The organism is Clostridioides difficile ATCC 9689 = DSM 1296 (assembly GCF_001077535.1).
GTDB classification, from domain to species: Bacteria; Bacillota; Clostridia; order Peptostreptococcales; family Peptostreptococcaceae; genus Clostridioides; species Clostridioides difficile.
This window is the reverse complement of record NZ_CP011968.1, coordinates 1,583,660-1,599,357: the sequence shown is the minus strand read 5'-3', so window position 1 is coordinate 1,599,357 and position 15,698 is coordinate 1,583,660. Positions and strand designations below refer to the sequence as shown.

9 protein-coding genes are annotated in these 15,698 nt (G+C 27.2%); 2 read left to right on the top strand and 7 right to left on the bottom strand.

The window, feature by feature from the left end; all coding sequences use genetic code 11:
- Positions 1 to 211 precede the first annotated feature (211 nt).
- From CDIF1296T_RS07785 to CDIF1296T_RS07775, 3 genes are all read right to left on the bottom strand, one after another.
- A complete protein-coding gene (locus CDIF1296T_RS07785; protein ID WP_003419930.1) occupies positions 212 to 757 on the bottom strand; it encodes an NADH peroxidase in 546 nt (181 codons plus the stop codon).
- 117 nt (positions 758 to 874) lie between these two features.
- Entirely contained in the window at positions 875 to 2,698 is a 1,824-nt protein-coding gene (locus CDIF1296T_RS07780; protein WP_009896403.1) for an ABC transporter ATP-binding protein, read from the bottom strand.
- 12 nt (positions 2,699 to 2,710) lie between these two features.
- On the bottom strand, positions 2,711 to 4,486 hold the full coding sequence (locus CDIF1296T_RS07775) for an ABC transporter ATP-binding protein (RefSeq protein WP_009902522.1): 1,776 nt from the start codon (positions 4,484 to 4,486) through the stop codon (positions 2,711 to 2,713).
- A 292-nt stretch (positions 4,487 to 4,778) separates the two neighbouring features.
- On the opposite strand from CDIF1296T_RS07775, the gene CDIF1296T_RS07770 reads away from it, so the two are divergent.
- Positions 4,779 to 7,007 (top strand): YhgE/Pip domain-containing protein, encoded by a 2,229-nt coding sequence (locus CDIF1296T_RS07770; RefSeq protein WP_025985729.1) that lies wholly within the window; start codon positions 4,779 to 4,781, stop codon positions 7,005 to 7,007.
- Between the two features lie 237 nt (positions 7,008 to 7,244).
- On the opposite strand, the gene CDIF1296T_RS07765 is transcribed toward CDIF1296T_RS07770, so the two are convergent.
- Complete coding sequence (locus CDIF1296T_RS07765) at positions 7,245 to 7,544, bottom strand: rhodanese-like domain-containing protein (protein WP_003438666.1); 300 nt, start codon at positions 7,542 to 7,544, stop codon at positions 7,245 to 7,247.
- A 206-nt stretch (positions 7,545 to 7,750) separates the two neighbouring features.
- On the opposite strand from CDIF1296T_RS07765, the gene CDIF1296T_RS07760 reads away from it, so the two are divergent.
- Positions 7,751 to 10,792: a cell wall-binding protein Cwp20 gene (locus CDIF1296T_RS07760; protein WP_009896396.1), complete on the top strand. Its 3,042-nt coding sequence runs from the start codon at positions 7,751 to 7,753 to the stop codon at positions 10,790 to 10,792.
- Positions 10,793 to 10,952: 160 nt separating this feature from the next.
- On the opposite strand, the gene CDIF1296T_RS07755 is transcribed toward CDIF1296T_RS07760, so the two are convergent.
- From CDIF1296T_RS07755 to CDIF1296T_RS07745, 3 genes are all read right to left on the bottom strand, one after another.
- Positions 10,953 to 12,227 carry a 4Fe-4S dicluster-binding protein gene (locus tag CDIF1296T_RS07755; RefSeq protein WP_009896394.1) on the bottom strand — a complete coding sequence of 425 codons (1,275 nt, stop codon included), beginning with the start codon at positions 12,225 to 12,227 and terminating at the stop codon, positions 10,953 to 10,955.
- A gap of 220 nt (positions 12,228 to 12,447) precedes the next feature.
- A complete protein-coding gene (locus CDIF1296T_RS07750; RefSeq protein WP_009896392.1) occupies positions 12,448 to 15,009 on the bottom strand; it encodes an ABC transporter permease in 2,562 nt (853 codons plus the stop codon).
- A complete protein-coding gene (locus tag CDIF1296T_RS07745) occupies positions 15,010 to 15,687 on the bottom strand; it encodes an ABC transporter ATP-binding protein (protein WP_003438655.1) in 678 nt (225 codons plus the stop codon).
- Between the last annotated feature and the right edge of the window lie 11 nt (positions 15,688 to 15,698).

The window sequence follows — 15,698 nt, the reverse complement described above, 5'->3', positions numbered from 1 at the left end:
TACATGTCAATTTACTTTTCTAAAATCAAATTTATTTTTGGATTAATCATTTATTTTTAAAAGTTGTGCATTATTACTATTAAATTATTCTCTATTATTAAAAATATAATCGTTAGAAATAAAAAATAAAGTACAAATAATTAAAAAATATCTCACTCATAACTTTAAAAATTATAAGTGAGATACTCCTAAAATCTACTTTATATTAAATTTATTTTCCAAAATATCTATTTAATAATCCTAAAAATGCTTTACCATGTCTAGCTTCATCTTTACACATTTCATGTACTGTATCATGTATAGCATCTAATCCTAATTCTTTTGCTTTCTTAGCTAATTTTAATTTTCCATCAGTTGCACCATACTCAGCATCAACTCTAACTCTTAAGTTTTCTTTTGTATCTGCAACTACAACTTCTCCAAGAAGTTCTGCAAATTTAGCAGCATGTTCAGCTTCTTCAAGAGCTATTCTCTTATAAGCTTCTCCTACTTCTGGATAACCTTCTCTATCAGCTTGTCTACTCATTGCTAAATACATTCCTACTTCTGTACACTCACCAACAAAGTTAGCTCTTAATCCTTCGATTATTTCTTCATCTACACCTTGAGCTACTCCTATTCTGTGCTCATCAGCCCAATTTTTTTCGCCTTTCATTTCTTCAAATTTATCAGCTCCAACTTTACATACTGGACATTGTGCTGGTGCAGCATCTCCTTCATGTATATATCCACATACTGTACAAACAAATTTCTTCATAATTACTTTCCTCCTAAATTTTATATATCAAATTAAATTTTTTATTTATTAAGTTAGTCTATATATACCCGCACCATATACCTTTAAACAATTTTTTTAAAAGTTTTTTCTAAATACTTATTTTCCCTGTGTCAATAATATGTTTCTATAATAATGTCCCTTTAATTTTATCAATTCTTTATGATTTCCTGATTCCACAATTCTACCATTTTCTAAAACTATTATATTATCACAATTTGATATAGTACTTAATCTATGAGCTATAATTATACTTGTCTTTCCATAAGTTAAATTATTTATTGCTTCTTGAATTTTAGCTTCTGTTGCTATATCTATGTTACTTGTAGCCTCATCCAAAATAAGTATTGGAGCATTTTTTAATACTGCTCTAGCAATACTTATTAATTGTTTTTGACCTTCACTTAAATCTTCACCCCTATCCGATAATACAGTACTATATCCTTCACGCATTTTAACTATAAATTTATGTGCATTTGCTATTTTACTAGCATATATAACTTCTTCATCAGTAGCCTCCAGATTTCCATACCTTATATTTTCCATAACTGTATCATTGAATATATAACCTTCTTGTGGAACTACTCCAAAACAAGTTCTCAAATAGTTTCTGTTAATAGAGTATATATCCTTACCATCTAAAAATATACTTCCTTCATCTATATGATAAAAATTTGTAATTAGATTTATAATAGTTGTTTTTCCACTTCCCGTCTCTCCTATGATGGCATTTGATGTGCCAGATTTGATTTTTAGGTTTATATTATCTAAAATTTTCTTTTTTGAATCATAAGAAAAACTTACATCTTTAAGCTCAATTTCTCCCTTTACAAAATGAGAGTTTAAATTACCATCTTTATTATCGTTAATCTCACTTTTAAACATGTTATGCACTTCTTGCTCTTCTTGTTCATCTATAATTTCAAAAACTCTTTCACATCCAGCTATGGCTGAAAGTAATGTATTAAATAGATTTGCTAATTCATTTAAAGGTCTTGTGAATTGTCTTACATAACTTAAAAAACTAGCTATAACCCCTATGGTTATAATATCTTTAGATGCAAGAATGCCTCCTATAATACATATAGTTGCAAATCCTATATTACTAATCACATTCATAATAGGCATTAAAAGAGAAGTGTAAATTTGCGATTTAAGGGAAATATTTAGAAGTCTATCATTGACTTCTTTAAAATCATTTACAGATTTTCTTTCATAATTAAAAGATTTTACTACATTTATGTTTGATATCATTTCTTCAATATGTGCATTTAGTTTTCCCAACTCAACTTGTTGTTGCTTAAAAAAAACTCTAGTTCTCTTTGCAATAAAATTACTCACAAACATTACTATCGGTATTAATATTACACTGCAAAAGGTTAAAATTGGGCTTAATACAAACATCATAATAAAAGTCATCAATATGTTTAAGATTCCTGTAATTAACTGTACTAATGAATTTGATATTCCTGTACTGATATTATCGACATCATTTGTCACTCTACTCATAATATCTCCAGTAGAACTTTTATCAAAAAAGGTTATTGGTAGATTTTTAAATTTTAAAAATAAATTACTTCTCATTTCTCTGACTATACTTTGAGATAATCTAGCTGTACATATCCCCTTAGACAGTTTAACTGAAAACTCAATTATATAAAATGAAAGTAAAATAATTATTCCTTTTAAGAAAATGGATTTTGAATAAGTATCGATATCTATTATGTCAACTACCTTTCCAATAGTATATGGTATTACAGTTGATATAATTGAATCAATTATTACTAGCAAAAAAATAAATCTAGTAATCTTCTTATCTTTTTTAAAGTACATAAAAATTCTTTTAAACGTTTTTTTAAAATCTTTAGGCTTTTCTTTTTTCTTTAATCTACTGACCTTCTGATTTCCAGTACTTAAATTCAATATACTTCCTCCTTAATTTACATCTTCACTTACTAAATTTTGCAACGCAAAAATTTTTTTATAAATTGGAGAACTAACCAGTAAATCTTCATGTGTAGCAAATCCAACCACCTCACCCTCATCCAAGACTAAAATCTTATCACAGTCAATTATAGAACTAATCTTTTGTGAAATAGTTATTACAGTACATTTCTTACTTTCCTTTTCTCTTAAATTACTTATATACTCTTTTATATTCTTTCTTATAATTGTCTCTGTATTAATATCCATTGCACTAAAACAATCATCAAGAATTAATATTTGTGGTTTTTTGGCTATAGCTCTAGCTATAGTAATTCTTTGTCTCTGTCCTCCTGATAAATTTTTACCCCTTTGGAATAAAACTTCATCATAAGTATTTTCGAGTTTTGTTATAAATTGATTTGCATTTGCTATTTCACATGATTTTACAACATCCTCTTTGCATATATCTCTATTTCCCATAACTACATTCTCCAATATACTTTTTCCAAACACACTACTATTTTGAAATACTACACCTATTCTTGCCCTTAAACTTTCTTCAGAAATACTGTATATACTACGTCCTCCAATCTTAATATCACCTTTATCAATTATATATAATTTTTGAATTAAATTTACTAAAGAAGTCTTTCCTGAACCAGTTTGACCAATCACACCAATATTTTGACCTTCTTCTATTTTAAAGGATACGTTTTTTAATATTTTTTCATCTGTATTTTTGTTATACGAAAAATCTACATTTTCAAAAATTATATCACAGTTTACAAACTTTAAATCTTTTTCTCCAACATCTAAACTTTCTTCTCTCTCAATTACTTCTTCATTCTCATCAACCAAAACCTCACTTATTCTCTCATAAGATGCTTTTGCCCTAACAAAAACATTAAAAACATGTGAAATCATTATAAGAGATGTTAATATTCTAGTCATATAGTTTACATAAGCAACTATAATCCCAATTTTAATTTCTCCTGAATAAATTAAATGCCTTCCAATCAGTAATATTATTATTATGGAAACATTAATGATTATTGTAATTGTCGGTCTAAAAAATGACATCATAGTTGTAGCTTTTCTACTATTTTTAAAAAGTTCATCATTTAACTCTTCAAAGCTTTGGTTCTCATAATCGTATCTACAAAATAGTTTAACTACTTTTATTCCACTTAAAAACTGTCTTAATTTTGAATTTACTTTATCTGTACTTTCTTGTACATTTTTAAATAATCTATACCCTATCTTCATATTAAGCAATATTATAATAAATATAATTAAAACTGCAATTAGAATAATTATTGACATCTTTAAATTTAATTTTATAGCTATAATTAAACTTCCTATACACATTATTGGTGACTTTATAAAAACTCTCATCATTCCATTAACGAATTGTTGCATTTGATTGATATCATTAGTAATTCTTGTTATTAATGAAGCTCTACCAAATTTATCTATTTGTTTTAATGAGTATGTATTTATCTTTTCAAATACATCCTGTCTTAAATCATAAGAAAAATGCTGAGAAACTCTTGCCGAGATTACACTTCTTATTATTGCAAATATTGCACCTAAAAAAGTTATACCTATCATTATAGCTCCTGTTGATAGTATGTAGTCTAAGTTCTTATTTGAAACCCCTATATCTATTATTTTTGCCATTATAGTTGGTTGAGCTAAATCACAAAAAGCTTCCAATGTTAAAAAAAATACTGCTGTTAGAAATAATACTATATATTTTTTTATGTATTTTTTAAAATACCTCATTCAATCATCCCTTCATAGAATTTTCTCATTACCAAAAGTATATCATAATGGCTAATTTAATTGATTATATCAATTATAAATATTTGATTTATTATTAATTTTTATACCATATATTTTATAAATTATTTGTTTTTATTTCCTATATTTATATATATTTATAGCATACTATTATATATAATATATATGTATTAAAATTAAGACAAAATTTTAACTTTACTATTTGTGTAAAAAGTAATATAATTTAAAATTGATTATAAATCTAACTTTTTTCTTTATCAAAATATTTTAGGAGGTGAGACATTTGAAAAAAACTAATAGTTTAAAAGAAATTTTAAACTGGAATAATATCAAGAATTTAAGACCTTCAAAGGGTTTAAAAAATATATTAGAAATTTTTAAAAGTGACCTAAAAGATATACGTGGCAATTATGCCGTACTTGTAATAGTTTTAGGTCTTGCTTTTTTACCATCTCTGTATGCTTGGTTCAATATAAAGGCATCTTGGGACCCTTATGGAAGCACTGCTAATATGCTTGTAGCAGTAACAAATGAAGATAAAGGAAATGAAATAGCAGGACAAAAGATTAATGTAGGAGACCAATTAATTGAACAACTCAAAGATAACAAGAGTTTAGGTTGGCAGTTTGTAGATGAAAAAACGGCTCTTGAAGGTGTTAAAAAAGGTACTTATTATGCATCACTTAAGATTCCAAAAAATTTTACAAAAGATTTGACATCTTTAATTACAGATGATGTTAAAAAAGGGGAAATTATCTATACTGTTAATGAAAAAATAAATGCAGTTGCACCAAAGATTACAGATAAAGGTGCTTCTACAATACAACTACAGGTTAATCAGACTATAGTAAAAACAGTTAGTGAAATCGTTCTTGGTATATCAAACGGAGTTGGTGCAGGAATTGAACACAGTCTTCCAAAATTGACAAAAGTTGAAAATTCCCTTATTGACCTTCAAAAGAGATTTGACCATATAAATAAGACTGTTGATTTAGCTTCTGATGCTACTTCAAAATTATCTGATACAGTTAAAGATATTAAATCTGATTTACCTACAATTAAAAAAACTCTGAATGATACAAAACTGTTATCAAGTGACTTAAAAAAATTCTTAGAGGATACAAATGATAATTTAGACGAACTTTCTCCTCTTATTAAGTCTGACTTAAATTTAATGGTTGACCTTTCATCTTCTGCTTCTTCTCTTACATTAAATTTAATTGATGCAGTAAATAGTGGCAGTGAAGATGTACCTAAGTTGATAGATAATTTATCAGAAAAACTTTCTAATTTGCAATCTTTAAATAATACTTTGGTGGATTTTTTAACTAAATTAAACCAACTTACATCAAATAATAGATTGGATGATGTCATAGATAATCTTGAAGACTCTAGCAATAAAATAGATTCATCTATATCAACATTAAATGATATTAAAAACAAAGTTATATCTGGACAACAACCATCTATAAGTGCTTTGAATAATGTTTTAAGTCTATCAAATGGTATTGGAAGAATTAATTTAAATATTTTAAATAATTTTGACTCAAAAATATCAAAACCTATAAATAGTATATTTGCAAACAGTATAAAAGTAGCAAATGATATAATTACTGTTTTAGATAAGGCAGAAGCAAAACTTCCAAAGGTTGAAGAAATACTTACTACTTCTCTAAAACTTTCAGGAAATGCACAGGAAAGTATATCATTGATAAGAGAAAGACTTCCTTTAGCAAAAGGAATGTTGGATGATTTGATTGATACTTTAAGCAAAATTAGTAATGGTGAAGATATGAAAAAATTAGTCAGCTTGCTTGAAAGTGATATATTGACAAAGTCTAATTTCTTAAAAGAACCTGTTGAGGTGAAAACAGAGAAATTATATCCAATTGAAAATTATGGTTCTGCAATGACACCATTTTATAGTGTTCTTTCTACATGGGTTGGTATATTACTTATTTCAGCACTATTGTCTACATCTGTACATGGAAACTATAAACCTTATGAAATTTACTTTGGAAGAGGCCTTACTTTTTTAAGTATAGCTCTTGTCCAAGGTTTTATAATAGGAACTGGAGATATATTATTGTTAGGAGTAACAGCAAAACATCCAATTTTATTGATAGTTCTGCTTATGTTTACTAGTATGGTATTTAACTTTATAGTGTATTCTTTAGTTTCTGTATTTGGAAATGTAGGAAAAGCAATTGCAATAGTACTATTAGTCGTTCAGATTGGTTCTTCTGGTGGTACATTCCCTATACAAGTTACACCTACATTCTTCCAAAGAATAAACCCTATAATGCCATTTACCTATGCAATAGGTGCTACAAGGGAAGCAGTTGGTGGTATATATGCTCCAAATCTAACTAAAGATATACTAGTTCTATTACTATTTATGATTCTGTCTATTTGTTTAAATGTACTTCTAAAAGGACCTATAAATAGAGTTATAAAACCATTTAATGATAAATTTGGCGATAGTAATTTAACTGGTCATTAAAAAATTAATTCTGTCTTTAAATATATTTTTTTAATAATATTCTAAGTTCATATTAAAAGGTAGTAGCTAAAAAGCTACTACCTTTTTCCAACTTAAAAACTAATATTTACTACAAAAACTGTCATAGAAAAAAACGAAAAAATTCGTTCTTTCCTAAATTTATCTTATAAATATTTAGATATATTCCTACTTAATAAGCAGAGCTATACATAGTATTTAATGTATAACTTACATTATTTAACTCATATAATCAATTATTCCTGAATTTAAATTATATAAATGCTCAAAACCTTCTTCAGCTAACAAATTACATGCAGTAACACTTCTATGACCACTTCTGCAATAAACTACTACTTTCTTATCTTTATAATCGTAAATTTCATCTATATTATTGATTAACTCTTGTAAAGATATATTTATAGCATTTTCTATTTTATATTCCTTAAATTCATCTTTAGTTCTTACATCTAATAATAAAACATCCTTTTCATTTTTCATCATTTCTTTAAGTTGCTTCTTATTTATATTCTTATACATATGTCTAAAATTCCTCCATTTTATTTATATATTACCTATACCCTTTATTCTTTATACAACAACAAATATTATTTTTATATTTTTCTCTGTTATATAAAAAGCTATACTTATAAAAGCTTTTTTTATTGATAATAATCTGTTGATTAAAATAATTAAGAATGTTATGCTAATTATAAATTATTAAAAAGGGAAAGAGGTAATGTAATATGTTTAAGCAAAGGCTCTCTAAATTATTATCTAGTACATTAGTATTGAGTATGTTATTTACTGCTGCTCCAAATATTACTTTTGCTGATAATACAAAAGATAATTCCGAAAAATATCAAAGTTCTGATATAGAATTACATGATTATAGTAAAAACGCGGAATCTTACACAAAAACTAAAGCTCTTGCTAAAGAGAAAATCCAAACTTTGCTATCAAAGTATGGTGCTGTAAGTGCTCAATATGCTTTGATTGATAATGGCAAAATTGAGATTTCTGGTAATGGTGGAGTTTACAGCAAACAGGATAACAAAAACTTAAATAAGGATAATATGTATAGTATCGCATCTATCAGTAAAATGTTTACTACAACAGCTGTTATGAAGTTGGTTGATGATGGAAAATTAAATTTAGATACTCCTGTTGTAAAGTATATACCTGAATTTAAAATGGCTGATGATAGATACAAGGAAATCACTCCAAGAATGTTATTAAATCATTCATCAGGGTTGATGGGAAGTAGTTTTAAAAACACTATTTTATTAGCAGACAATGATTCTTATGGTCATGATAATTTCTTAAAAGAATTACAAAAACAAAGATTAAAAGCTAAACCAGGAGCTTTTTCCGTTTATTGTAATGATGGATTTACTTTAGCTGAAATTTTAGTAGAAAGAGTATCTGGTATGTCATTTACTAATTTTCTTGATAAATACATAAATAATCCACTTAACTTACAAAATACAAAAACTACAGAAAATAGCTTTGATAGTTCAAAACTAGCAAAAGCATACGTACCTTATTGGGAAGATGCAGTTCCACAAGATAACCTTAATGCTATAGGTGCAGGTGGTTTATATTCAAGTGCAGAAAATCTATGTACATTTGCACAAACATTTATGAAAAATTCAAATGGTATTCTTTCTCCTGCTTCAGTAAAAGCTATGGAAAACAAAGAATATTTAAATGGTCTATGGCCTGAAGGAGAAGACTCTATACTTGGATATGGTTTAGGGTGGGATTGTGTCAACACTTATCCATTTAATCAGTATAATTTAAAAGCTCTTACAAAAGGTGGAGATTCTTTATTATTCCACAGTAATCTTATAGTTCTTCCAGATGAAAATATGGCAGTTGCAGTTCTTTCTTCTGGTGGAAGTAGTCAACTTAATGAAATAATTGGACAAGAAATCTTACTATCTGCATTAAAAGAAAAAGGTAAAATTAAAGAAATAAAACCTGATAAAACATTTAGTAAGCCACAACAAGTTAAAATGCCAAGCTCTTTAAAAGAAAATAGTGGTCTTTATGCTTCTTCAAATATGATAAAAGTAGATGTTAATGATAATGGTACTTTAACAGTATCTTCTCCTTATATAGAAAATGGACCTGAAGATAAATACGTATACATAGGTCAAGATAGATTTGTATCTGAAAAAGGTAATAGTTGTTTAAAATTTGTAAAAGAAAAAAATAATATCACATATTTAAATATGAGCTCTTATGATGATGTCCCTGGATTAGGTCAGACAGCAAGTTTATACTATGTAGCTCAAAAAGTAGATGACAACAATATATCAAATAGTGTCAAAGAAGTGTGGAAAAAAAGAAGTGGCAAAGGTTACTATCTAGTGGATGAAAAATATACTTCTCAAAGCTATATGTTTGGCTCTGTAAAAGCAAGTTTTAGTCTTTCTGATGAAACTCCAGGTTATATAGTTAACACTAAAATAATGGATGAGAATAACTCAAATGCTTTTATAGAAATACCTGGTGTAATAGGTCGTGATTTATCCGACATTAAACTTCATAAAGAAAATGGTACAGAGTATTTATCTTTTGGAACACTAACGTATGTTAGTGAAGATTCTATAACTAATTTGCCAGCAGAAAAATCTTTTACTTGTGAACTAGAATCCAATGGTTATGCAAAATGGTATAAGATTGGTGACGATATCGCAAATAAAAAAATAGAAGTTAATCTTCCTCAAAATTCAGCTTTTGCTGTTTATGATGATAAAGGTGTTCCTGTAAACTATTCTTTAGTTACAAAGAACAATAGAGTTAGATTGCCAAAAGGAGGCGTAATTGTTTTCTTAGGAAGTCCAAATGCTAGATTTGAGGTTACATATCAAGATGAAGTAAATGCAAGTGCACTTACAGGAACTGATAGATATGAAACTTCTATTAAGATAAGTCAAGCAGGTTGGGAAAATGCTGAAAATGCAGTTTTAATAAACGATTCAGCAATTGCAGATGCTTTGGCTGCAACACCATTTGCATACAAGAAAAACGCTCCTATATTATTGACTGGAAGCTCTCAAATAAATGAAAAAACTTTGGCTGAATTAAAGAGATTAAAAGTTAAAAATGTATATGTAGTTGGTGGAGAAGCTTCTATAAATGAAAAATCTTTAGATACTATAAAATCAAACAATATCTCTGTATCTAGAATTTCAGGAAGTGATAGATATCAAACTTCTATGAACATTGCTAAAGAATTGAACAATATTAGCAATATATCAAAGATTTCAGTAGTTAATGGCGAAAAAGGATTAGCCGATGCAGTAAGCATTGGAGCTGTATCAGCTCAAAATGATATGCCTATAATACTTACTAATGAAAATAGTAATATAACTGAAATAAATAACGTATTTAAAAACAAAAAGATTGATAAATCTTATGTAATCGGTGGAGAATATACAGTTTCTAAAAATATAGAAAGTAAACTTCAAAATCCACAGAGAATATCAGGTAGCACTAGAAATGAAACTAATGCAAAAGTAATAAAAGAATTTTACAAGGATTCTAAGATAGACAATTTATATGTTGCTAAAAATGGAATGAATAAACAAGATGATTTAATAGACGGATTATCTGTTGGAGTTTTGGCTGGAAAAACTAAATCTCCTGTAATGCTAGTAGGAAACTCACTAGATTATAATCAAAAAGAACTATTTAAAACTATGAGATTTAAATCTGTAACACAAATTGGTGGAAATGGAAATGAAAACTCATTTAAGCAAATAAAAGAAATAGCTTAACATAACTAAAAAAGGCTGTATTCAAGTAATATTAATTGAATATAGCCTTTTTTTATTTAAGTTATAAGTTTTATATGTGTAAAAATTAAATTTAAATATTAAATGATAAGTTTATTAAGATATAGATAAGTCTAAAACTTTGCCTTTTTTAAGTTAGTTTCTATTTATCATTAATACTTAACAATTTATCTAAATATACTGACTTTAATTGTTTACTGGCTAAAATCTTTTTAGCTGGTTCAAGCTTTAATATAGCTGACAGTATAGCTCCCATAGCTCTATGACTAGCCAGAGCATTATTATCAAAAATTAAATTTTGTAACTGCCCTTTTTCAATTGCCATAAGAACTGCTCTATGTACTGAATTTGCTGGAGTTATTATTTTTTCATCTCTCTTTAATAACATAATGCTATTTTTATGGCAATTTCTAACACAAACTCCACAACCTAGACATCTATCCTCATCAATTTTTATATATTCTTTACCATCTTCCTTAACCTTGCTTATCGCATCTATTGGACATGCAGTTATACATTTACCACACTTTACACAATTTTCATGGTTTATATTTGGTATAAAACTTGTTGTCTGTACTGGATGAAGATTTCCAAATCTTTTAGCTGCTACCATTGCTTCACAGCAACATCCACAGCAATTACATATAAACGTAACCCCTTTCCTAACATTTTCTCCACATTGAACTAAGTTATGTTCATATGCTTGATGAAGTAGTTCTTTACATTCTATTTTATCCACACGTCTTGCAAATTTATTATTTATTAAAGAATTTGCTACATTGTCAAACGTCATACATATATCCATGGGAGCATCACAAGCTTTTCCAACATGTTGCATTCTATGTCTACAGTAACACATACTTATACCTATATGAGTTGATTCATCAATTATATGAGTAGCCCTTTCATAATCTAAAATACTAACCTCATTATCATTAGTTAAAACTTCCTCTTGAACGTATACTCTTCCAAGCTTCGTTTCTGTTGAATAAAATAAATCTTTGATAAAATCTTCTTCTACATTCATATATTGATAGTAAAGCTCTGCCAAAAGTTTTTGGTCTATATCGTGTCTCGTTCTCATCATGGCAAACTCAAAAAAACCAGCCATTGGAGGAGGCATTATATATTTCTTCCCTTTATTATCTTCTATATCTAGTATCAGAGCCTTACTAGCAAGTTTATCCAATACTCTATATGCTTCACTTTCACTTACACTCCAAATTTTAGCTGCTGTTTTTACTCTGAAAGGCTTTATTGGAAGCTGAGCAACTAACTTCGCCTCTTGTTCTGTATATAGTACATTTAGTATTTTGTATAATGTATCAGATGGTGGAGCACCTTGTGGAAACTTGTTTATTCTTTCCTCTAAACTTTTATACATATTCTTCGCAGTTATATGAGAAATAGTAATCACCTTCTTTTTCTTTTGTTTTCCAATAAAATCAAATATTCTTTCTTATTATATATTCTCTTACTTTATATAATACCAATTCTTTCTAAATAGTTAAATACCTCTAGTAATTTATTATTAGATTTCTTATATAAATAAAAAATCATTTAAGTGATATAATAATATTTTATACCACTTAAATGATTTTAATAATATTTTATATAGTTAAGAATTATTTTTATATCTATATACTTTCTCTTCTTATATTATCTATTATATTTTCTTTATTTAATTTACTCATTGGTATATACCCTGCTATAAAAGTTATTATAAAAACACTTACTATACAGATAACTATGGCTGTCCACGGTATAATCGGAGAAAATTCAATTACACCTGAAATAAGTTTATTCATAATTAGAATTATACCAATACTAATTGGTATTCCAAACAACAATGACAGTATACCATATATAAAACTTTCTAAATATATCATTTTCCTAAATCCTTTAGGAGTAACCCCTATAGATTGTATTACTGCAAGTTCTCTTTTTCTTAGATTTATACTTGTACTTACTGTATTTAGAATATTTGTAACACTCACTAAAGATATCACTACTATAAAACCATATACAAATATTTTAATAACCTTTAAATCTTGTTTTTCACTTTCATTGCTTGCACTTTCATCATAAAAGTTAAAATTATTTTTATTTGCCAAAGCTTCTATTTCCTTCTTAGTCTTAATGCTTCCTCCTGAATCAATAAATATAAGGCTTTTACTTAATTTTAAATTTAAATTTTTAGCAACTTCATCATAAGTTATAAATTGTAACCCCATATTTTGATAACCAAGACCTAGACGTTCTTCATCAGTTATAGCAAGAATCTTGACCTTTACTTTTTTACTTAAGGCATTTTCATCAAGATATTCACAATTTACTGTATCTCCTACTTTATAGTTGGTAAGTTCTACTACACCTTTCTTCCCATTTTCTTCAAATGCACTTTTTCTAACTAATATAACACCATTTTCTTCAATTGCTCTCTCTTTATTAAAAGAGCCCTGTACTAAGTTATTTATTTTGTTTTTTACTGCAAAATCTCCTGGAAAAATTAATTCATTATTACTGAAATCATATTCATAACTATCTCCAATCTTATATTTTTGATAATATTTCCTGATTAAATCTTCCTTGGATTTATTTATTTTATTTTCACTTACTCTTATAGACACATATTGTCCTGTTGCCAATTCAAAGTTTTTTATCCCATCAATATCTTCTAGTTCACTTATAGTATCCTCTACAGACCTAGCTGTGTTCTTTGCAGTTAAATACAAATCATATTTTCTTTGAGAATTTCTAATTTCTTCACCTCTTAGTAAAAGTAATGTAAAGCCACTAAAAGATATAAATATTATTATACTTACCATTAAAGAAAAAAGAGTTATTATAAATTTTTTTCTATTTCTCCTAATATTTTTATATGCAAGTACTCCTTCAGTTTTAAAAATCATTTTAATAAGTCTTGAGCTTTTGATTTTGCCCACTTTATACTCTCCAGTATTTTTAATCACATTAAGGGGAGAAATATTAGAAGCCGATATTGCAGGTAGTAGAATTGATATAAAGATTGTAAGCAAAACTATTATTATACTAACAATAATTATTATTGGATTATACACTATCTGCAAACTCATCTTAGTAACAACCGATTCAGTAAAATACTTATTTATAATTTTAAACAATAGGTCTATAGCTACTGTTCCAGATATTAGTCCTATTGGTATACCAATTAAACTAATTATAATACCTTCTATAAAAACTAATCTTTTAATTTGACTAGATGTAGCACCTATAGAATTTAATATCCCAAACTGTTTTTTTCGTTCATTTATAGAAATACTAAAGGAATTGTACACTGTAGCAATTGTACATATGATTACTAAAATAGTTACTGCTATAATTATAGACTTTATAGAGCTATTTATATTTGAATACTTACTAGCACCTTGTAACCTCAATAAATGTTCATTGTATTTTATCATATCGGAAACTGCTTCTTTATCTTTATTTGAATATATATTTTTACTTATTTTATTACTTATCTTATACACATCTTTAGGATTTCTTACTGCTACTGATACATTAATTGTATCATTGTAATTATTCATAGGATTAAAGTAGGCTATAGCTGTTGCAATTCCATTATAACGTTCAAACCCAGGTTTTTCAATTATACCAACAACTTTAAAAGTTCTATCTTTTTCATTTGCTATATAATCACCTTCATGAAATGTCATACTATCAATCTTTTTCTTGCTTGAGTCAAACATATCCCCTACTTTTAAAGTTATCTTATCTCCTATTTTTAACTTATCATCTATAAGATTAATAATACTTTCACTTAAAACAATTTCTCCTTCCTTAGCTGGAAATCTACCTTCTTTTATAGAAACTTTATATCCGTTTATTGCATTTTTATCATATTGCTTTATACTTAATATAGCATTTTCACTATTTTCTAATTTAGAATATCCAAGTTGTTTGGTAAATGCATGTTTTTCTATTTCAGCTGATTTCGTTACATATTCCACATTTTTTCTATTTACATCATAAAATGTAACATGGAAACTTCCATCATTCTTTATAGTTTCTCTCATTTGATAATCCATAAAACTTTCAAATATATTTCCTATACCACAAATTAAAGCTGTTGAAAGTATTATACCAATTATGGTTACAATGGTTCTTCTTTTATTTTGTTTTAAGTATCTAATAGTTAGTGATGTATATAAATTCATCTACATCACCTCATCACTTTTTATGATTCCATCTTCTATGCTTATAATTCTATCAGCTTGAAGTGCCATATTTTTGTCATGAGTTATCATTATTAGTGTCTGGTTGTATTTTTTTACTGACAATTTTAACAATTCTAATATTTCCTTTGAATTTTTACTATCTAAATTACCTGTTGGCTCATCTGCTAATATTATAGAAGGTCTATTAATTAATGCACGTCCTATAGAGGTTCTCTGTTGTTGACCTCCTGATAATTGGTTTGGAAGGTGCTTTTCTCTATCAATTAGACCTAATGTTTTCATTAAATCATCAAAATATTCTCTATCAATATCTCTATTGTCAAGCTCTGCTGGAAGCAATATATTTTCCTTCACATTTAAGACTGGAATTAAGTTGTAAAATTGATATATAAGACCTATATTTCTTCTTCTAAATATCGCCAAATCCTTAGTTTTTAAATTATATATATCAACATCATTTATATAAACCTTACCACTAGTTGGTCTGTCAACTCCTCCTAATAAATGTAATAAGGTACTTTTACCACTTCCACTTGGACCTGTTATTGCTATAAACGTTCCTTTTTCAACTGATAAACTTACATTTTTTATAGCATCAACTTTTGTTTCATTTTTACCATAACTTTTAGTTAGATTTTCTACTCTTAAAATTTCCATAACTACCTCCA

Excerpts from the sequence above, each read along its gene's own strand:
- CDIF1296T_RS07785 (WP_003419930.1), bottom strand. The coding sequence starts at position 757 with ATGAAGAAATTTGTTTGTACAGTATGTGGATATATACATGAAGGAGAT.
- CDIF1296T_RS07775 (WP_009902522.1), bottom strand. The coding sequence starts at position 4,486 with ATGAGGTATTTTAAAAAATACATAAAAAAATATATAGTATTATTTCTA.
- CDIF1296T_RS07765 (WP_003438666.1), bottom strand. The coding sequence starts at position 7,544 with ATGTATAAGAATATAAATAAGAAGCAACTTAAAGAAATGATGAAAAAT.
- CDIF1296T_RS07760 (WP_009896396.1), top strand. The coding sequence starts at position 7,751 with ATGTTTAAGCAAAGGCTCTCTAAATTATTATCTAGTACATTAGTATTG.
- CDIF1296T_RS07750 (WP_009896392.1), bottom strand. The coding sequence starts at position 15,009 with ATGAATTTATATACATCACTAACTATTAGATACTTAAAACAAAATAAA.
- CDIF1296T_RS07745 (WP_003438655.1), bottom strand. The coding sequence starts at position 15,687 with ATGGAAATTTTAAGAGTAGAAAATCTAACTAAAAGTTATGGTAAAAAT.